Source organism: Enterococcus aquimarinus (assembly GCF_001885765.1).
GTDB classification, from domain to species: domain Bacteria; phylum Bacillota; class Bacilli; order Lactobacillales; family Enterococcaceae; genus Enterococcus_I; species Enterococcus_I aquimarinus.
The window spans coordinates 1-19,703 of sequence record NZ_JXKD01000005.1 but is presented as its reverse complement, the minus strand read 5'-3'; the positions used below and the strand labels follow the sequence as shown (position 1 = coordinate 19,703).

The following is a 19,703-nucleotide window of genomic DNA, read 5'->3' as shown; positions in this document are numbered from 1 at the left end:
TTCCCTTTTACTAACGAGAGGAGCCTAAAAATGACGACTTTTGAAATAAAAGAAGAATTTATGTTAGATGGAGAGCCATTTAAAATCTTATCGGGAGCCATTCATTATTTTCGAATTCATCCTGATGAGTGGTATCATTCCTTATACAATTTAAAAGCGTTGGGATTTAATACGGTTGAGACGTATGTTCCTTGGAATATGCATGAAAAAGAAGAGGGAACCTTTACATTCACTGGATTTAGTGATGTGGTCTCTTTTATTCAATTAGCGCAAGAAGTTGGGCTATATGTTATTTTACGACCGACTCCGTATATTTGTGCCGAATGGGAATTTGGTGGATTACCGGCATGGTTGCTAGAAAAAAACTGCCGTATTCGTTCCAGTGATCCGGTATTTTTAACCTATGTACGTCGTTATTACGAGGAATTGTTAGAAAAGGTCGTTCCCTTACAAGTGACTCATGGCGGTCCGATTTTGATGATGCAAATTGAAAATGAATATGGTTCATATGGGGAAGATAAGGACTATTTAAAAGCGATTAAGCAAATCATGGAAGATTGTGGTGTCAATGTCCCATTCTTCACTTCAGATGGTTCTTGGCTAGCAACATTACGCGCAGGTAGTATGGTCGAAGAAGGCGTGTTACCAACTGGGAATTTTGGCTCAAAAGGCAAAGCTAATTTTGCAGAATTAAAGAAATTTCACGAATCTTATCACAAAAAATGGCCACTGATGTGTATGGAATTTTGGGATGGGTGGTTTAACCGCTGGGGAGAACCCATTGTGACGAGAGAAACCGATGAATTGGTCGAAGCATTAAAAGAAGTGTTGGAAATCGGTAGTGTGAATCTGTATATGTTTCATGGAGGAACAAACTTTGGCTTTATGAATGGCTGTTCAGCTCGTGGAACAAGAGATCTCCCACAGATTACCTCGTATGATTACGGGGCGCCACTGGACGAGCAGGGGAATCCGACTGAAAAATATTATGCGATTCAAAAAATGGTTCATGAGATGTTTCCTGAAATCGTTCAGATGGAGCCACTCATTAAAACGAGTTTCGCTTTAGAGAATGTCCCATTGACGAACAAAGTGAGTCTCGTATCCGTGATTGATGAGATCAGTCAAAAAGTAACATCGAAGTATCCGCAAACGATGGAAGAGTTGGGACAAGCATATGGCTATCTTTTTTATCGAACGACCTTGCAAAAAGAGATGGATAATCAGCGATTACGTATCATTGATGGGCGTGACCGTGCGCAAGTTTTTGTAAATGGTGAGCATATTGCGACCCAATACCAAGAACAGATTGGGGAAGATCTCTTTGTTTCTTTGATAGACGAAGAAAATCAATTAGATATTTTAGTTGAGAATATGAGTCGCGTCAATTACGGACATAAATTGTTGGCCGAGACGCAGCGCAAAGGGATTCGCCAAGGGGTGATGAGTGATTTGCATTTTATGTTAGAGTGGGATCACTATTGTTTGTCATTTGATAAACCGTTCACGATTGATTTTTCACAAGAGTGGCAAGCGGGGCAACCAGCTTTTTATCAATATCGTTTCACATTAGAAGAATTAGCGGATACGTTTATTAACCTACAAGAGTTTGGTAAAGGGATTGTACTAGTAAATGGCCATCATATTGGACGTTTTTGGCATAAAGGTGCCCAGCAGTCATTGTATATTCCAAAAGGGTTTTTACAGAAAGAAAATGAAGTGATTATTTTTGAAACGGAAGGCAAGTTTGCTGAAACATTACGTTTTACAAAAACGCCGCAATACGACTTAGTAGAAACGTCTTTATATGAAAGATAATGTCTGATAAAACAATCAATCGTCCGCTGTCGATTGATTGTTTTTGTTTCACGTGAAACAATAAAAAAGTCGCGAAATCATCAATAGAAATCGGACTTTCTCTTGCATGATTGCTAAATTTACGTTAAAGTAAGAACGAATCTGTGAAACATTCCCTGTTTCACGAAAAAGAAAGGAAAAAGCGATGCTACCTGAAGAATTTAAACAACAATTACACGAACAAGGCATCGAATTAAGTGCGCAACAAATGCACCAATTCGAAAGCTATTATGAACTACTCGTATCTTGGAACGAAAAAATGAATTTGACGGCAATTACAGAAAAAAAAGAAGTCTATTTAAAGCATTTTTATGATTCCATTACACTAGCACTCGCAGTCGATTTTAATCCCAAAGCCTCTTTATGTGATGTTGGTTCAGGAGCGGGCTTCCCGAGTATTCCGTTAAAAATCATTTTCCCTGACTTAAAAGTCACGATTGTGGACTCTTTGAACAAGCGGATAACCTTTTTAACACACTTAGTGCAATCATTGCAGCTAGAAGGGGTCTCTTTGTTCCATGATCGGGCTGAAACCTTTGGCCAGTCAAAAGAGCAACGGGCTAGCTATGATTACGTGACGGCGCGTGCAGTCGCTCGTTTGAATGTCCTTGCAGAGCTCTGTTTGCCTCTCGTTAAAAAATCAGGCTATTTCTATGCACTAAAAGCGACGAAGAGTGATGAGGAGCTGCAAGAGGCGCAGTCAGCCATTGCTTTATTAGGCGGGAAATTTGTAGAAGATAAAGTGATTCATTTACCCTTAATTGGCGATGAACGTCATATCTTAATGATTGAAAAGAAAAAAGAGACACCAAATAAATACCCAAGAAAACCAGGAATACCAAATAAGCAACCACTAAAATAGGAGGCGTATCCATGGCACGTATTATTTCTGTTGCAAATCAAAAAGGTGGCGTAGGAAAAACGACGACTACTGTTAATCTAGGCGCGAGTCTTGCGTTTGTTGGAAAGAAAATTCTTTTAGTTGATAGTGATGCTCAAGGAAATGCGACGAGTGGAATGGGCATTCGCAAACCAGACGTGACACATGATATTTATGATGTATTAGTCAATGAAGTACCAATTCAAGATGCGATTTACCCAACGTCTCGAGAAAACTTAGATATTGTACCTGCGACGTTACAATTAGCCGGAGCAGAAATTGAATTAACCTCGATGATGGCACGAGAATCCCGTTTAAAGATGGCGTTAAACGAAGTGAAAGATCAATATGACTTTATTCTTATCGATTGTCCACCTTCTTTAGGTCACTTAACCATCAATGCTTTTACAGCAAGTGATTCGATTTTAATTCCCGTCCAATGTGAATATTACGCCTTAGAAGGGTTGAGTCAATTATTAAATACCGTTCGCTTAGTCCAAAAACACTTTAATCCTGAGTTAGAAATCGAAGGTGTTTTATTAACAATGTATGATGCCCGCACGAACTTAGGGGCAGAAGTGGTGGAAGAAGTTCGCCGTTATTTCCAAGAAAAAGTATATGATACGATTATTCCCCGCAATATTCGTTTATCAGAAGCTCCAAGTCATGGGATGTCGATTATTGATTATGATATCCGTTCAAAAGGAGCCGAAGTGTATCAAGCGCTAGCAAAGGAAGTGTTAACTCGTGAAAAATAAAGGGAAAATTTTAGGCAAAGGAATTGACGCTTTATTTCAAGATTTAGCGAGTTTAGAAGAAGTCGATGTCAAAAAAGAATCCGTAATTGAAATTTCATTAAATGAGTTGCGTCCCAATCCTTACCAACCCAGAAAAACATTTGATGAAAACTCCTTAAAGGAATTAGCAAGTTCGATTGCTCATTCAGGAGTGTTTCAACCGATTATTGTGCGTGAATCAGCCGTTAAGGGGTATGAAATTATTGCGGGTGAACGTCGTTTCCGTGCATCTAAATTAGCACAAAAAGAAACGATCCCGGCCATTATTCGTGACTTTGATGAAGAAGCGATGATGCAAGTAGCCGTTTTAGAAAATTTGCAACGAGAAGATTTAAATGCGTTAGAAGAAGCAGAAGCTTACGAAATGCTCATGACGAACTTAAAGTTAACTCAAGCAGAAGTGGCGGCTCGTTTAGGGAAAAGTCGGCCGTATGTCGCAAACTATTTACGGTTGTTGACCTTGCCGAAATTGGTCAAAGAAATGCTACAAGATGATCGGTTATCAATGGGACAAGCACGAACACTTCTAGGTTTAAAAAACAAAGAACAAATGTTAAAATTAGCTAATCGTTGCGTCAAAGAAAATCTAACCGTGCGTCAACTTGAACAGCTAGTTTCTGCGATGAATGATGATAAGTCGAAAAAGAAAGTTTCGCGTATTATTCAAGAAAAACCTTATTATTTACGTGAGAGCGAAGAACAGTTGATGGACAAATTTGGAACAAATGTCGAAATTCATGAGAAAAAAGGCAAAGGGAAGATTGAAATTGAGTATCTTTCCCAAAGTGATTTAACGCGAATTCTCGATTTGTTGAACATTTCTTTTGACGAAGCATAAGCAATAAAGGAGTCGTTTAGAATGTATGATTTTGGCGATATTGTAGAAATGAAAAAACCGCACGCGTGTCAGACGAATCGGTGGGAAATTATTCGAATGGGTGCTGATATCAAAATTAAGTGCGTCAAATGCGGCCAAATGGTCATGATGCCTCGGCGTGAGTTTGAGAAAAAAATGAAGAAGATTTTAGAAAAAGCATAGGAAAGAGTGAAGAAGAGATGGCATTAACAGCAGGAATTGTCGGCTTACCAAATGTAGGGAAATCGACGTTATTCAATGCAATTACGAAAGCAGGAGTCGAAGCAGCAAATTATCCATTTGCGACGATTGATCCCAATGTAGGAATGGTAGAAGTGCCAGATAGCCGCCTACAACGTTTAACAGAATTAGTGAAACCAAAGAAGACAGTCCCAACAACATTTGAATTTACGGATATTGCCGGAATTGTGAAGGGTGCGAGTAAAGGGGAAGGACTAGGAAATCAATTTCTTAGCCATATTCGCCAAGTCGATGCGATTTGTCATGTCGTTCGCTGTTTTGATGATGACAATATTACGCACGTTGAAGGACGGGTTAATCCATTAGAAGACATTGATACGATTAATTTAGAATTAGTCTTAGCCGATTTAGATTCTATTACGAAACGGCATCAACGAGTTGCTAAAATGGCGAAAGCCAGAGACAAAGATATTTTAGCAGAGCTTGCGGTTTTAGAAAAAATCAAACCTGTTTTGGAAGAAGGACACTCTGCGCGCTCCATTGAATTTACCGAAGACGAAGAAAAAATTGTCAGAGGGTTGTTTTTATTAACGACAAAACCTGTTTTGTACGTAGCAAACGTTGGGGAAGATGAAGTGGCAGATGCAGACAGCAATCCATACGTTCAACAAGTCCGTGAATTTGCAGCGAGCGAAAATGCGGAAGTCATTGTTGTTTGTGCCCGTGCGGAAGAAGAAATTGCTGAACTTGATGAAGAAGACAAAGCCGATTTCTTAGAAGCCCTAGGGATTGAAGAATCTGGCTTAGATCAATTGATTCGTGCAGCCTATGATTTACTAGGATTGGCAACATACTTTACGGCAGGTGAGCAAGAAGTTCGTGCTTGGACGTTTACCAAAGGCATCAAAGCACCTCAAGCAGCCGGTATTATTCACTCCGATTTTGAAAAAGGATTCATTCGTGCCGAAACTGTTTCTTTTGAAGACTTAAGTGAGTATGGTTCAATGCAAGCAGCGAAAGAAGCCGGACGTGTTCGTTTAGAAGGAAAAGAGTACATCGTGAAAGACGGCGATGTTATGCTGTTTCGTTTTAACGTCTAATCATAAAACAAGAATCAACTAAGCGTCAAAGGCAAAGAAGGGGGCAATCGAGAATGGATCCAGAAATAGTACGAAATTACGTCGCTGAAAATCGGGCGTTAGAACAAGAATTAACGAAGAAAAATCAACAATATATTTTTGACTTAAAAAAATCGTTAGCAGCAGCGAATTTATCGGAAGAAGAAAAAGCCGTGGCGTTACATGATATGTTACCGCTACTAGTGCAAGAACAAAAAACAGGTCGGACGGCACGTCAGTTATTTGGGACAGTTTCTGAAAGAACCGAAGCCATTTTGAATAAACCAGAAGAAGTCAAAGAGACGAAACCAGTGTTTATGTGGTTGGATAATGCCTTATTGATTTTAGGGGTATTTGGTTTAATGCTTGGCACAATGGGATTGTTTTTCAGAAATAGCGTTGAAGTTTACGGTTTAATCACGTTGTTCCTCATGGCAGGATTTGGGGGCTGGGTCTTTTATTTGATGTACAAATATGTGTATCAATATGAACGACCAGGTGCTGATAAGAGCAAGCGGCCAAAATTATGGAAGATTTTATTGATTTTAGGAGGCGCGTTTTTAGCTTGGGTCTTAATTATTGGAGTCTCAGCACTCATCCCACCATTTATTAATATTATCTTACCACCATTAGGCTTAGTGATTGTCGGTGGTTCAGCACTAGGAATTCGTTATTATTTAAAGAAAAAATATAATATCGTTGGTAGTTTAGCTTTACCAAGAGCAGATGTTCCTAAAAAATAGTCGATGACTAAACATCTACACTGCGAATATCGAATATTATGTTAACGAGAATCTCCCGAAATAAGCAACCTTTGCTTACTTTGGGAGGTTTTTTTGGTTTTTAAATCCATCAATCGTTCACGTGTTGATAAGCATTATTATCGGCAGTTTCCGAATGATTTAATGAGTAAGTTTTAATGTTCTGATTGGATAGTTGACTTCTGAATAAAATTTTGCTATTTTGATTAGCAACACAAAAAACGAGGAGTGGTTACGAAAATGTCCAACTGGGAAACAAAATTCGCAAAAAAAGGATTAACGTTTGATGATGTCTTATTAGTACCAGCAGAAAGTCACGTATTACCAAATGATGTTGATTTAAGTATTCAATTAGCAAAAAATATCAAATTAAATATTCCAATTATGAGTGCCAGTATGGATACCGTAACAGATAGCAAGATGGCGATTGCGATGGCGCGCCAGGGTGGTTTAGGCGTCATTCATAAAAATATGAGTGTGGCAGAACAAGCGGATGAAGTTCGGAAAGTTAAACGTTCTGAGAGCGGTGTGATTATTGATCCATTCTTCTTAACACCGGATCATTTAGTTGCCGATGCTGAAAAATTAATGGCTAATTATCGTATTAGTGGTGTACCAATTGTTGAAACGCTCGAAAACCGTAAATTAGTTGGGATTATTACAAACCGCGATGTACGTTTTGTGACCGATTATCATATTCCAATTTCAGAAGTGATGACAAAAGAACACTTAGTCACAGCGCCAATCGGTACGTCGCTGAAAGATGCTGAAAAGATTTTACAAAAACATAAAATTGAAAAACTCCCAATCGTGGATGAAGCCGGACGTCTAAGTGGTTTAATTACCATTAAAGATATTGAAAAAGTAATTGAATTCCCGAATGCTGCCAAAGATGAACATGGACGCTTATTAGTTGCTGCCGCAGTCGGTGTGACAAGTGATACGTTTGAGCGAGCAGAAGCCTTACTCGAAGCAGGAGCAGACGCGATTATTATCGATACAGCTCATGGTCATAGTGCAGGAGTCTTACGGAAAATTTCCGAGATTCGTGCGCAATTCCCACAAGCCACGTTAATTGCCGGAAATGTTGCGACAGCTTCTGGAACGAAAGCTCTTTACGATGCCGGAGTAGATGTCGTAAAAGTCGGAATTGGACCAGGTTCTATTTGTACGACCCGTGTAGTAGCAGGAGTTGGTGTGCCTCAATTAACAGCGATTTATGACGCAGCATCTGTGGCTCGTAAATATGGCAAAACGATTATTGCAGACGGTGGGATTAAATACTCAGGTGATATCGTAAAAGCATTAGCTGCGGGTGGTCATGCTGTCATGCTAGGTAGTATGTTAGCAGGAACGGATGAATCACCAGGTGAGTTCGAAATCTATCAAGGTCGTCGTTTTAAAACGTATCGTGGGATGGGTTCATTAGGCGCGATGGAAAAAGGCTCAAGTGATCGTTACTTCCAAAGTGGCGTTAACGAAGCGAATAAGTTAGTCCCTGAAGGAATCGAAGGTCGAGTTGCTTATAAAGGTAGCGCGGCGGATATCTTATTCCAAATGATTGGTGGTTTACGCTCAGGTATGGGTTATGTAGGAGCAGGTGATTTAGAACAGTTACGCGAAGAAGCTCAATTTATTCAAATGAGTGGCAACGGTCTAAAAGAATCGCATCCACATGATGTTCAAATTACAAAAGAAGCACCAAACTATTCAGTAAAATCGTAAGAAAAAAACAAGGTGTGACAACAGTCGTTTTTCGAAAGAGTAGACTGTTGTCACACCTTTTTCTGATGCCTATCATTAAACGATTCCTATCTTTTTCTTGATTGACAATTCATCGTTTTAATAGTAATCTTACGATGTGGTAGTAACCAGTTTGAGAGTGAAAAAGAGGTGAGTCGAAATGGAAAAAGGGATGATTAAACAACCTTTATATAATCAATTAGTTGATTTATTAAAAGAAAAGATTGAAATGGAAATGGAAGCCAATGACATGTTACCCTCCGAACGAGAGTTAACCAACCGTTATGGGTTAAGTCGTACAACCGTCCGTTTAGCACTGCAAGAATTAGAAAAACAAGGCTATATTTATCGTCAACATGGCAAAGGCACGTTTGTTTCAGATTTAAGTAAACAAGTGACGAATTTATCGGGCTCGTATAGTTTCACAGAACAAATGCGCTCCTTAGGTAAAACACCTGAAACAAAAATTTTAGAATTTGAAGTGGTAGAAGCCAATAAATATCTGGCTGGCCGATTGGGTGTATCGTTAGGTGAAAAATTACTTAAGTTAAAACGTTTGCGTTTGGCAGATGGACAACCGATGATGTTAGAACGCTCTTATTTACCAGCTAAAAAATTTTTGACGCTGACAAGGGAATTACTGGAGCAAAAACCGCTCTATGATTTATTTTCCCAAGAATTTAATCAAACGATTCGCGTAGCAAATGAAGAGTTTTTTGCTACGATCGCTAAGTCAAAAGATGCGAGACAATTGCAAATTATTGAAGGATCTCCTGTCTTAAGTTTAAGACGGACAACGTATAATACGGAAAATGAAATTATCGAATTCACGTTAAGTGTCGCGCGTGCCGATCAATTTCGTTATCGGATTGCTCATGTACGAACACCTGAAAATTAGTCTATTTCCATTAGTCAATAAAAACTATTTTGATCAATTTATCATAATAGCTATCACAAAAACCCTCAGGAATATTTTTCCTGAGGGTTTTGTTTGATTATGAATGACTTATCTATCAAATTTTACGAAAATCATGACGACTAAAATATTGATATAAGGGACGGATATTTGATTCCATCAATTCCTCGGCCGTGACGAATTGGTATCCTTGCTCTCTAAGATTATCAATGATTCGTGGTAGTGCATCAACAGTAGAAGGCTGAATGTCGTGCATTAAGACAATACCACCTTCAGAAGCTGTTTGATCAATCATCTGAATGGTTGCATTTTTTTGTTTCGAATGCCAATCCATTGAATCAATATTCCATTGAATAATCGGTTTACCAATGATCGCTGCCACATCGGCATTTACGGCTCCATAAGGTGGTCTAAATGTTCGTGGTAAAACGCCGGTTGCTTCAAAAATGGCGCGATCGGTTTGCTGGACTTCTTTTTCAATCGCTTCTTTTGAAAGATTTGTCAAAAGTGGGTGAGAGTAGGAATGACTACCGACTTCATGACCTTCTTCATGCATTCTTTTCACTAGATCAGGATGCTTTTTCGCATTTTGACCAAGTAAAAAGAACGTAGCTTTGACGTTTTTTTCTTGTAAAACATCTAAAACGTTAGTTGTGGTATGCGGCATAGGGCCATCATCAAAAGTTAACACAATATATTTTTGATTAGGATCTAGTCCCGTTGCTTCTTCATTTAAGAATGCGGGATTGACTAATTCTTTTTGAATAAACGGTTGGATCTGTTGATACGATAGTGTGATTTCAGTAACGCCGGTTTCATTTTCGGGAAGTACAACGTGTAGAGCATCGGGTTGATACGTCATTTTTGTTTCCCAATTAATTCGAGGTAAATTTAACACTGCGTCAATCACATCATTTGGATTTTCAGCATCATCTAAAATTTGTTGTTGAATCACTTGTTGGATACCAAGTAGATTGGCGTCTTCGACAATTAATTCCTCAATCGTAACAGCTTGTTCCGTTTTTTGATTGATGTAAGTAGGCTCATCTTCAACGGTCCCGATATTTTTAAAAGTAGTAGTATCGACTTGCCATTGATACGTATCAACCATCACACTATAAGAAGCCAATTTCTCCGTATAGTTTTCGGAACCAATCCTGCCGATGAGGATTGTGTGTTGGTTTCCTTTATATTTTTTCGCGGCTTGATTCATTAAGGTAGACATTCTTTCTTCGATGTTCTCAATAGGTAAGCTATCTTTTTCTTTTGGGATATAAGTGACTTTAGTCAGATTATTTTTTTCAGTAATCATTTCGTTCGTTTCAAAACCGCTTTGTACTTGTCTTTGTTGATTTTTTTTCAGTATTTCTTGTGTTTCGGACGCAATTTTTTCATTCATTCGTTGTTGTTCTAAGAAGTATAACAGGCCAAGACCTGAGCCAATGATGATGGCTGTTAATAGGGAGAAGAAAACAAAACGCGAATACATTTTTTTTGATTGTTTTTTTTGTTGAAGTTGTCGTCGTTCACTCCTATTAGTCGCAGGAGTTATTTTTTTATCGATCACTCTAAGCACCTCTAACATCATTATTCTTAATATTAATAATAATGTAACACTTTTGTAATATAAGCTCAATAAAAAAAAGATTAATCTTCGTATAAGAATTTCCTTATACAAAGATTAATCGGATGATTATATTTTTTCGATACGTGTGATGCCACCCATATACGGAACAAGGACCTCAGGCACGGTAACCGTTCCATCGGCATTTTGATAGTTTTCTAAAACAGCTGCAACGGTTCTACCTACTGCTAAACCAGAGCCGTTTAAAGTATGAGCGTAGTGAATTTTCCCTTGATCATCACGGTAGCGAATCATCGCCCGGCGTGCTTGGAAATCTTCACAGTTCGAACAAGAGCTAATTTCACGGAAAGTATCTTGTGCTGGAATCCATACTTCTAAATCATACGTTTTCGCAGCTGAAAAACCCATATCTCCGGTGCATAATGTTAAAACGCGATAAGGTAATTGTAATTTTTGCAAAATACTCTCGGCGTCGGCGGTCATTTGCTCTAAGGCTTCATAAGAATGTTCCCGATCGCTGAATTTAACCATTTCTACTTTATTGAACTGATGAAGACGGATTAAACCACGAGTATCGCGACCAGCGCTTCCTGCTTCTGAACGAAAAGCGGGACTCAAGGCAGTTAAAGAAATCGGTAGCGAATCTTGTTCTAAAATTTCTTGACTATAGTAATTCGTTAACGGTACTTCAGCGGTTGGAATTAAAGTGAAATCAGTATCCGCCAATTGGAAAACATCTTCTTTAAATTTCGGGAATTGTCCTGTACCAAACATTGATTGGCTATTAACGATATAGGGCGTCATCATTTCAGTGTAGCCATGCTCGTAAATATGTTGATCTAACATGAAGTTATATAATGCCCGTTCGAGACGAGCACCTAAGCCTTTGTAGAACACAAAACGGCTACCAGTAACTTTTGCGCCGCGCTCAAAGTCTAAAATCCCTAAGTTTTCCGCAATTTCCCAGTGTGGTTTAGCCTCAAAATCCAATTCTCCGGGAGTACCCCAACGACGTACTTCAATGTTGTCTTCTTCATCTTTTCCAACCGGCACGCTTTCATGTGCTAAATTTGGTAATGTAGTAGCAATTGCTTGTAACTCATCATCAATCGCTTGCAAACGAGTATCTAAGTCTTTGATTTGTTCACCGACTGCTTTCATTTCGGTAATTTTATCCGTCGCATCGACTTTTTCCCGTTTTAACGTCGCAATCGCACCAGAGACCTCATTGCGATATTTTTTCAGTTCTTCTGTTTGTACAAGCAACTCGCGACGCTTTTCATCAAGTGCTAAAAAGTGGATCAATACTTCAGGGGCCACACCACGCGCGATTAACTTTTGCTCGACAAGTTCCATATTTTGGCGAATCATTTTGATGTCTAACATTTTATTTTTCCTCCTCAAATTAGTAAATAAAATAAAAAAAACTATTCCATCCCTCGCTATAGCTTGGGACGAAATAGATTATTCGCGGTACCACCCAAGTTCGACAATTTGCCGCCCTTGTTTCTCTCGTAACCTGAGAAGTAGGTCTTTCTTTCAAAAGAAGCATGATAAGAATTGGATTCGGTCTTGTTCTATACTGATTTTCACCAACCATCAGCTCTCTATTGAAATAGAAACACTACGTACTAGATTCTCTGCTTGAATATTCATTTTATTTGCTTTAGCATAGCGGAAAACGGCTCTTTCGTCAACTATTCTCTGATTTTTTTGTACGTTTCACATGACTAAGTGGTAAATGGATGATAAAGGATGTCCAATCTTGATTTGATTGGGCATAAATGTAACCGCCATGTAACGCAATAATGCTTTGTGAAATGGCAAGCCCTAAGCCAGTACCACCCGTTTCTTGTGATCGTGACTCTTCCACACGGTAAAAGCGATTGAAAAGAGAATCTAAGGAATGCTTAGGGATCATCTTCCCATTGTTTTTCACACGAATAATCGCCTCAGTTCCGACTTTTTCAATCTCAATCAAGATTAGAGTAGCTCCTTTACCATACTTCAACGCATTTGTAATTAAATTGTTAAACACCCGAACTAATTTATCCGTGTCACCATCCATTAATAACTGTGGCGCACTGGTCACTACTTGAATGTCAATTCCCTTCCGACTGGCTTCTAATTCAAATTCAATGGCGAGTTGTTCCAAAAGTTGTACCATATCAAAGTTCATTGTATGAATCGGAACACCAGGTTGGCGAACTTTGGTATATTCGAATAAATCTTCCACTAAAGAAGTCATTTGTTTAGCTTTTACATAAGCGGTATGCGTGTATTTTAATAGATCTTCTTCAGAACGATATTGTCGATCTTCAATTAACCCAAGATAACCAATAATAGATGTTAAAGGTGTGCGGATATCATGGCTCACATTTGTAATTAATTCATCCTTCGATTGTTCAATCCGACGCTCTTCTTCAATGGCTGCGACCGTACTGTCGACGAGACCGTTAATACTCGTGACAATCCGACTTAAATCACCACTAAGTTCAAATGGGATACGGTGATCATAATTCCCGCTGGCAATGTAATGCAGCTCAGTAATAATATGCCGTAATTGCATTTGACGGTAACGACGAATTAAGCGCCAATATAAAATTAAAGTATCAAGAATAATAAAGAGAGGAATGACTAAATTTCTACCACTTAAAAAAATTGTCGAATCAAAATTTCGCACAAAACTATTTCGCGTTTCAAAAATAGCATCATTTAATGAAGGAAAATGATTCACAATCGAAGAAAAGATGACAATAATCGCAATGTTAAGTAAAATTAACAAAACAATTGTGACGATTGCTTCTGCAAAAAGTTCACTAATCTCCTTTGAGGTCAATGTGATTCGTTTTCGTTTTTCTATTTTGTTATTTGGCATCTATTTTATATCCAACTCCCCAAACGGTTTGAATGATTTTTTCGCCACCAGTAGCTTCTTCTATCTTATCTCTCAAATGACTCACGTGAACCATCACTGTTTTTGCGGAAACGACACTTTCTTGTTTCCATACCCGTTCAAAAATTTCATCGGCACTAAACACACGATTTGGATGAGACGCTAGAAGATAAAGAATTCCAAATTCTAATGCAGTCAGTTGAATATCTCCGCCATCCAATGTTTTTACTTCATGAGAATCACGATTAATAATTAATGATCGAACTTCTAAAATATCGGGTTGTTCACTGGCAGCAGTCATCTTTGTCCGACGTAATAACGATTTGACCCGAGCCATGACTTCAAGTGGATTAAATGGTTTTGTAATATAATCATCTGCGCCTGCAACCAGCCCTTTAATTTTATCCATATCAGTTGTTTTTGCTGTTAACATAATAATTGGAATTTGTGATTCTTTACGAAGCGCTTTAACAACTTGCATGCCATCTAATTCAGGCATCATGATATCTAAAATTAATAAACCGATATCGGGTGTTGAACGAACGTACTCCATGGCTTCTTTGCCATCGTAAGCTTTTACTGCTTCGTATCCTTCATTATGAAGATAAATACTAATTAACTCTACAATTTCTTTATCATCATCTGCTACTAATATTTTCATAAGACAACCTCCTAATAGTTTTATCTAACCCTATATTATCAAAAAAATGAATAAATAGATAAAATAACTATCAATCTTTAGATAATATAAGAAATTAAAAGAAAAAACAAAGGACAAACGAGCAAATTAACGAACGTTATTTGTTTTTATAAGGATATAAGGGTTTATTTTACGGATAATAACGGATGAAAACGAAGTGGTTGATAGAAGAAAGGGCTCTAAATAGAAACGTTGATTTATCAACGTTCTAGCTATTGACTCGGCTGTAGAAAATTGGTATATTATTAACTGTTGAAGCAAGACGTATAAATATAGAACTGTAGCGTATCACTTTTAAAAAGAAAGATAAAAAAACAATTGACAAATAACAATGTTATTTGTTAGTATATAAAAGTTGCTGATAGCACAGCAGATAAAAAACTTTTATTAAATATTAAAAAGTTGTTGACATTAATCTGTTAAGGTGATAATATATAAAGGTTGCTAAAACAACGNGTGAGAGCAGGACGTCGCCACGCGAATTTGATTCATAATTTAATGAAAAAAATTCAAAAAAATGTTGACAAACATTCGTATAACTGATAAGATATAAGAGTTGTTAACGCAATATTTTAGACCTTTGAAAACTGAACAAAGCAAGCAAAACGAACCAAAAGTGTAGGACGCTTCTATTTAGATAGAAGTGAACATTACAAGCAAGCAATTTAGCTAGCAAAATTTTTGAGCTTAACAATCGAAAGATTGTTTCAACTTTTTAATGAGAGTTTGATCCTGGCTCAGGACGAACGCTGGCGGCGTGCCTAATACATGCAAGTCGAACGCTTCTTTTTCATCGAACTTCGGTTCATCGGAAAAGAAGAGTGGCGAACGGGTGAGTAACACGTGGGTAACCTACCCATCAGCGGGGGATAACACTTGGAAACAGGTGCTAATACCGCATAATCTTTTTCTCCGCCTGGAGAGAAAGTGAAAGGCGCTTTTGCGTCACTGATGGATGGACCCGCGCTGCATTAGCTAGTTGGTGAGGTAACGGCTCACCAAGGCCACGATGCATAGCCGACCTGAGAGGGTGATCGGCCACACTGGGACTGAGACACGGCCCAGACTCCTACGGGAGGCAGCAGTAGGGAATCTTCGGCAATGGACGAAAGTCTGACCGAGCAACGCCGCGTGAGTGAAGAAGGTTTTCGGATCGTAAAACTCTGTTGTTAGAGAAGAATAAGGATGAGAGTAAAAAGTTCATCCCTTGACGGTATCTAACCAGAAAGCCACGGCTAACTACGTGCCAGCAGCCGCGGTAATACGTAGGTGGCAAGCGTTGTCCGGATTTATTGGGCGTAAAGCGAGCGCAGGCGGTTTCTTAAGTCTGATGTGAAAGCCCCCGGCTTAACCGGGGAGGGTCATTGGAAACTGAGAAACTTGAGTGCAGAAGAGGAGAGTGGAATTCCATGTGTAGCGGTGAAATGCGTAGATATATGGAGGAACACCAGTGGCGAAGGCGACTCTCTGGTCTGTAACTGACGCTGAGGCTCGAAAGCGTGGGGAGCAAACAGGATTAGATACCCTGGTAGTCCACGCCGTAAACGATGAGTGCTAAGTGTTGGAGGGTTTCCGCCCTTCAGTGCTGCAGCTAACGCATTAAGCACTCCGCCTGGGGAGTACGGTCGCAAGACTGAAACTCAAAGGAATTGACGGGGGCCCGCACAAGCGGTGGAGCATGTGGTTTAATTCGAAGCAACGCGAAGAACCTTACCAGGTCTTGACATCCTTTGACCACTCTAGAGATAGAGCTTTCCCTTCGGGGACAAAGTGACAGGTGGTGCATGGTTGTCGTCAGCTCGTGTCGTGAGATGTTGGGTTAAGTCCCGCAACGAGCGCAACCCTTATTGTTAGTTGCCATCATTTAGTTGGGCACTCTAGCGAGACTGCCGGTGACAAACCGGAGGAAGGTGGGGATGACGTCAAATCATCATGCCCCTTATGACCTGGGCTACACACGTGCTACAATGGGAGGTACAACGAGTCGCCAAGCCGCGAGGCTGAGCTAATCTCTTAAAACCTCTCTCAGTTCGGATTGTAGGCTGCAACTCGCCTACATGAAGCCGGAATCGCTAGTAATCGCGGATCAGCATGCCGCGGTGAATACGTTCCCGGGCCTTGTACACACCGCCCGTCACACCACGAAAGTTTGTAACACCCGAAGTCGATGAGGTAACCTTTTTGGAGCCAGTCGCCTAAGGTGGGATAGATGATTGGGGTGAAGTCGTAACAAGGTAGCCGTATCGGAAGGTGCGGCTGGATCACCTCCTTTCTAAGGAATTTGTTTGACGCAATGATGTTTCATCATTTGCCAATCAAACATCACGGAAACTACACATCGTTTGCTCTTTGTTCAGTTTTGAGAGGTTTACTCTCAATTTAATTGTATTTTGCTCATTGAAAACTGGATATTGAAGAAAAGAAATATAACAAACCAAGAACATTGTGTTGGATGATTGTTACATGATTCCAATTACTTTATTTATTTTATCTTTGATCGCGTTTCTATCGCTAGAAACAACGTCAAAAACCCAACCGTAAGGTTGAGAAGGTTAAGTGAATAAGGGCGCATGGTGGATGCCTTGGCACTAGAAGCCGATGAAGGACGGGACGAACACCGATATGCTTTGGGGAGCTGTACGTAAGCTTTGATCCAGAGATTTCCGAATGGGGAAACCCAACATCTTTTATAGGATGTTACTTTTCAGTGAATACATAGCTGATTAGAGGTAGACGCAGAGAACTGAAACATCTAAGTACCTGCAGGAAGAGAAAGAAAATTCGATTCCCTTAGTAGCGGCGAGCGAAACGGGAACAGCCCAAACCAACAAGCTTGCTTGTTGGGGTTGTAGGACTCCGATATGGTAGTTTTTTCAGATAGTCGAAGGATTTGGAAAAGTCCGTCAAAGAGGGTAAAAACCCCGTAGACGAAATTTGGAAAGCACCTAGGAGGATCCTGAGTACGGCGGAACACGAGGAATTCCGTCGGAATCCGGGAGGACCATCTCCCAAGGCTAAATACTCTCTAGTGACCGATAGTGAACCAGTACCGTGAGGGAAAGGTGAAAAGCACCCCGGAAGGGGAGTGAAATAGATCCTGAAACCATGTGCCTACAACAAGTTAGAGCCCGTTAATGGGTGATAGCGTGCCTTTTGTAGAATGAACCGGCGAGTTACGATTATCTGCGAGGTTAAGTCGAAGAGACGGAGCCGTAGCGAAAGCGAGTCTGAATAGGGCGAATGAGTAGGTGGTCGTAGACCCGAAACCAAGTGATCTACCCATGTCCAGGTTGAAGGTGCGGTAAAACGCACTGGAGGACCGAACCCACGTATGTTGAAAAATGCGGGGATGAGGTGTGGGTAGCGGAGAAATTCCAAACGAACTTGGAGATAGCTGGTTCTCTCCGAAATAGCTTTAGGGCTAGCGTCAGATTTTAAGAATGATGGAGGTAGAGCACTGTTTGGACTAGGGGCCCGTCTAGGGTTACCGAATTCAGATAAACTCCGAATGCCATACATTTATATCTGGCAGTCAGACTGTGAGTGATAAGATCCATAGTCGAAAGGGAAACAGCCCAGACCACCAGCTAAGGTCCCAAAATATATGTTAAGTGGAAAAGGATGTGGGGTTGCACAGACAACTAGGATGTTGGCTCAGAAGCAGCCATCATTTAAAGAGTGCGTAATAGCTCACTAGTCGAGTGACCCTGCGCCGAAAATTTACCGGGGCTAAACATATTACCGAAGCTGTGGAGTGTACGTATGTACACTGGTAGGAGAGCGTTCTAAGGGCGTCGAAGGTAGACCGTGAGGACTGCTGGAGCGCTTAGAAGTGAGAATGCCGGTATGAGTAGCGAAAGACAGGTGAGAATCCTGTCCACCGTATGACTAAGGTTTCCTGGGGAAGGCTCGTCCGCCCAGGGTTAGTCGGGACCTAAGCCGAGGCCGATAGGCGTAGGCGATGGACAACAGGTTGATATTCCTGTACCCGTTGTTTTTGTTTGAGCGATGGAGGGACGCAGTAGGCTAAGAAATGCAGACGATTGGAAATGTCTGTCCAAGCAATAAGTCCGAGTGAGAGTCAAATGCTTTCATTCATTAAGGACAAGTTGTGATGGGGAGGGAAATTTAAGTACCGAAGTTTCTGATGTCACACTGCCGAGAAAAGCTTCTAGTTAGAAAACAACGGCCCGTACCGTAAACCGACACAGGTAGTCGAGGAGAGTATCCTAAGGTGTGCGAGAGAACTCTCGTTAAGGAACTCGGCAAAATGACCCCGTAACTTCGGGAGAAGGGGTGCTGTTCGCAAGAACAGCCGCAGTGAATAGGCCCAAGCGACTGTTTATCAAAAACACAGGTCTCTGCAAAATCGAAAGATGAAGTATAGGGGCTGACGCCTGCCCGGTGCTGGAAGGTTAAGAGGAGTGCTTAGCGCAAGCGAAGGTACGAATTGAAGCCCCAGTAAACGGCGGCCGTAACTATAACGGTCCTAAGGTAGCGAAATTCCTTGTCGGGTAAGTTCCGACCCGCACGAAAGGCGTAACGATTTGGGCACTGTCTCAACGAGAGACTCGGTGAAATTTTAGTACCTGTGAAGATGCAGGTTACCCGCGACAGGACGGAAAGACCCCATGGAGCTTTACTGTAATTTGATATTGAGTGTCTGTACCGCATGTACAGGATAGGTAGGAGCCGTAGAGATCGGGACGCTAGTTTCGATGGAGGCAATGGTGGGATACTACCCTTGCGTTATGGCCACTCTAACCCGCATCACTAATCGTGATGGGAGACAGTGTCAGATGGGCAGTTTGACTGGGGCGGTCGCCTCCTAAAAGGTAACGGAGGCGCCCAAAGGTTCCCTCAGAATGGTTGGAAATCATTCGTAGAGTGCAAAGGCAAAAGGGAGCTTGACTGCGAGAGCTACAACTCGAGCAGGGACGAAAGTCGGGCTTAGTGATCCGGTGGTTCCGCATGGAAGGGCCATCGCTCAACGGATAAAAGCTACCCTGGGGATAACAGGCTTATCTCCCCCAAGAGTCCACATCGACGGGGAGGTTTGGCACCTCGATGTCGGCTCGTCGCATCCTGGGGCTGTAGTCGGTCCCAAGGGTTGGGCTGTTCGCCCATTAAAGCGGCACGCGAGCTGGGTTCAGAACGTCGTGAGACAGTTCGGTCCCTATCCGTCGCGGGCGTTGGAAATTTGAGAGGAGCTGTCCTTAGTACGAGAGGACCGGGATGGACTTACCGCTGGTGTACCAGTTGTCTCGCCAGAGGCATCGCTGGGTAGCTATGTAGGGAAGGGATAAACGCTGAAAGCATCTAAGTGTGAAGCCCACCTCAAGATGAGATTTCCCATTTCTTTAAGAAAGTAAGATCCCTGAGAGATGATCAGG

Annotated in this window: 13 protein-coding genes and 2 rRNA genes; 11 read left to right on the top strand and 4 right to left on the bottom strand. The window is 40.8% G+C overall.

Annotation, left to right across the window (positions count from 1 at the left end; all coding sequences use genetic code 11):
• Positions 1–30: 30 nt before the first annotated feature.
• The 9 genes from RU93_RS04975 (at position 31) to RU93_RS04935 (ending at position 9,111) form a co-directional block, all read left to right on the top strand.
• Positions 31–1,818, top strand: coding sequence for a glycoside hydrolase family 35 protein (locus RU93_RS04975; RefSeq protein WP_071874512.1), 1,788 nt, complete (start codon positions 31–33; stop codon positions 1,816–1,818).
• A 184-nt stretch (positions 1,819–2,002) separates the two neighbouring features.
• Entirely contained in the window at positions 2,003–2,719 is a 717-nt protein-coding gene (gene rsmG / locus RU93_RS04970; RefSeq protein WP_071874511.1) for a 16S rRNA (guanine(527)-N(7))-methyltransferase RsmG, read from the top strand.
• Positions 2,720–2,730: 11 nt separating this feature from the next.
• Positions 2,731–3,495, top strand: a complete 765-nt coding sequence (locus tag RU93_RS04965; protein WP_071874510.1) for a ParA family protein — start codon at positions 2,731–2,733, stop codon at positions 3,493–3,495.
• The gene (locus RU93_RS04960) at positions 3,485–4,372 is read left to right on the top strand and encodes a ParB/RepB/Spo0J family partition protein (protein ID WP_071874509.1); all 888 of its coding nucleotides are present in this window, start codon (positions 3,485–3,487) and stop codon (positions 4,370–4,372) included. Before RU93_RS04965 ends, RU93_RS04960 begins: the two co-directional genes overlap by 11 nt.
• A gap of 21 nt (positions 4,373–4,393) precedes the next feature.
• Positions 4,394–4,573, top strand: a complete 180-nt coding sequence (locus RU93_RS04955) for a DUF951 domain-containing protein (protein WP_071874508.1) — start codon at positions 4,394–4,396, stop codon at positions 4,571–4,573.
• 17 nt (positions 4,574–4,590) lie between these two features.
• Entirely contained in the window at positions 4,591–5,691 is a 1,101-nt protein-coding gene (gene ychF, locus RU93_RS04950; RefSeq protein ID WP_071874507.1) for a redox-regulated ATPase YchF, read from the top strand.
• A gap of 53 nt (positions 5,692–5,744) precedes the next feature.
• Positions 5,745–6,452, top strand: coding sequence for a DUF1129 domain-containing protein (locus RU93_RS04945; RefSeq protein ID WP_071874506.1), 708 nt, complete (start codon positions 5,745–5,747; stop codon positions 6,450–6,452).
• 258 nt (positions 6,453–6,710) lie between these two features.
• Positions 6,711–8,195, top strand: a complete 1,485-nt coding sequence (guaB, locus tag RU93_RS04940) for an IMP dehydrogenase (RefSeq protein WP_071874505.1) — start codon at positions 6,711–6,713, stop codon at positions 8,193–8,195.
• 178 nt (positions 8,196–8,373) lie between these two features.
• Positions 8,374–9,111 carry a GntR family transcriptional regulator gene (locus tag RU93_RS04935; RefSeq protein WP_071874504.1) on the top strand — a complete coding sequence of 246 codons (738 nt, stop codon included), beginning with the start codon at positions 8,374–8,376 and terminating at the stop codon, positions 9,109–9,111.
• A 115-nt stretch (positions 9,112–9,226) separates the two neighbouring features.
• Here RU93_RS04935 and RU93_RS04930 read toward each other — a convergent pair whose 3' ends face one another.
• The 4 genes from RU93_RS04930 to croR form a co-directional block, all read right to left on the bottom strand.
• On the bottom strand, positions 9,227–10,696 hold the full coding sequence (locus RU93_RS04930; RefSeq protein ID WP_169818091.1) for a polysaccharide deacetylase family protein: 1,470 nt from the start codon (positions 10,694–10,696) through the stop codon (positions 9,227–9,229).
• A 126-nt stretch (positions 10,697–10,822) separates the two neighbouring features.
• Positions 10,823–12,100 carry a serine--tRNA ligase gene (gene serS, locus RU93_RS04925; RefSeq protein ID WP_071874502.1) on the bottom strand — a complete coding sequence of 426 codons (1,278 nt, stop codon included), beginning with the start codon at positions 12,098–12,100 and terminating at the stop codon, positions 10,823–10,825.
• A gap of 307 nt (positions 12,101–12,407) precedes the next feature.
• Positions 12,408–13,592, bottom strand: a complete 1,185-nt coding sequence (locus RU93_RS04920) for a sensor histidine kinase (RefSeq protein ID WP_071874501.1) — start codon at positions 13,590–13,592, stop codon at positions 12,408–12,410.
• A complete protein-coding gene (gene croR, locus RU93_RS04915) occupies positions 13,582–14,271 on the bottom strand; it encodes a response regulator transcription factor CroR (RefSeq protein ID WP_071874500.1) in 690 nt (229 codons plus the stop codon). Before croR ends, RU93_RS04920 begins: the two co-directional genes overlap by 11 nt.
• 753 nt (positions 14,272–15,024) lie before the next feature.
• Here croR and RU93_RS04910 point away from each other — a divergent pair.
• Positions 15,025–16,582, top strand: a 16S ribosomal RNA gene (locus RU93_RS04910).
• A gap of 278 nt (positions 16,583–16,860) precedes the next feature.
• Positions 16,861–19,703 (top strand): 23S ribosomal RNA (locus RU93_RS04905); the annotation flags it as partial.

Excerpts from the sequence above, each read along its gene's own strand:
- RU93_RS04920 (WP_071874501.1), bottom strand. The coding sequence starts at position 13,592 with ATGCCAAATAACAAAATAGAAAAACGAAAACGAATCACATTGACCTCA.
- guaB (WP_071874505.1), top strand. The coding sequence starts at position 6,711 with ATGTCCAACTGGGAAACAAAATTCGCAAAAAAAGGATTAACGTTTGAT.
- rsmG (WP_071874511.1), top strand. The coding sequence starts at position 2,003 with ATGCTACCTGAAGAATTTAAACAACAATTACACGAACAAGGCATCGAA.
- serS (WP_071874502.1), bottom strand. The coding sequence starts at position 12,100 with ATGTTAGACATCAAAATGATTCGCCAAAATATGGAACTTGTCGAGCAA.
- RU93_RS04955 (WP_071874508.1), top strand. The coding sequence starts at position 4,394 with ATGTATGATTTTGGCGATATTGTAGAAATGAAAAAACCGCACGCGTGT.
- RU93_RS04975 (WP_071874512.1), top strand. The coding sequence starts at position 31 with ATGACGACTTTTGAAATAAAAGAAGAATTTATGTTAGATGGAGAGCCA.
- RU93_RS04945 (WP_071874506.1), top strand. The coding sequence starts at position 5,745 with ATGGATCCAGAAATAGTACGAAATTACGTCGCTGAAAATCGGGCGTTA.
- ychF (WP_071874507.1), top strand. The coding sequence starts at position 4,591 with ATGGCATTAACAGCAGGAATTGTCGGCTTACCAAATGTAGGGAAATCG.
- RU93_RS04935 (WP_071874504.1), top strand. The coding sequence starts at position 8,374 with ATGGAAAAAGGGATGATTAAACAACCTTTATATAATCAATTAGTTGAT.
- RU93_RS04965 (WP_071874510.1), top strand. The coding sequence starts at position 2,731 with ATGGCACGTATTATTTCTGTTGCAAATCAAAAAGGTGGCGTAGGAAAA.
- croR (WP_071874500.1), bottom strand. The coding sequence starts at position 14,271 with ATGAAAATATTAGTAGCAGATGATGATAAAGAAATTGTAGAGTTAATT.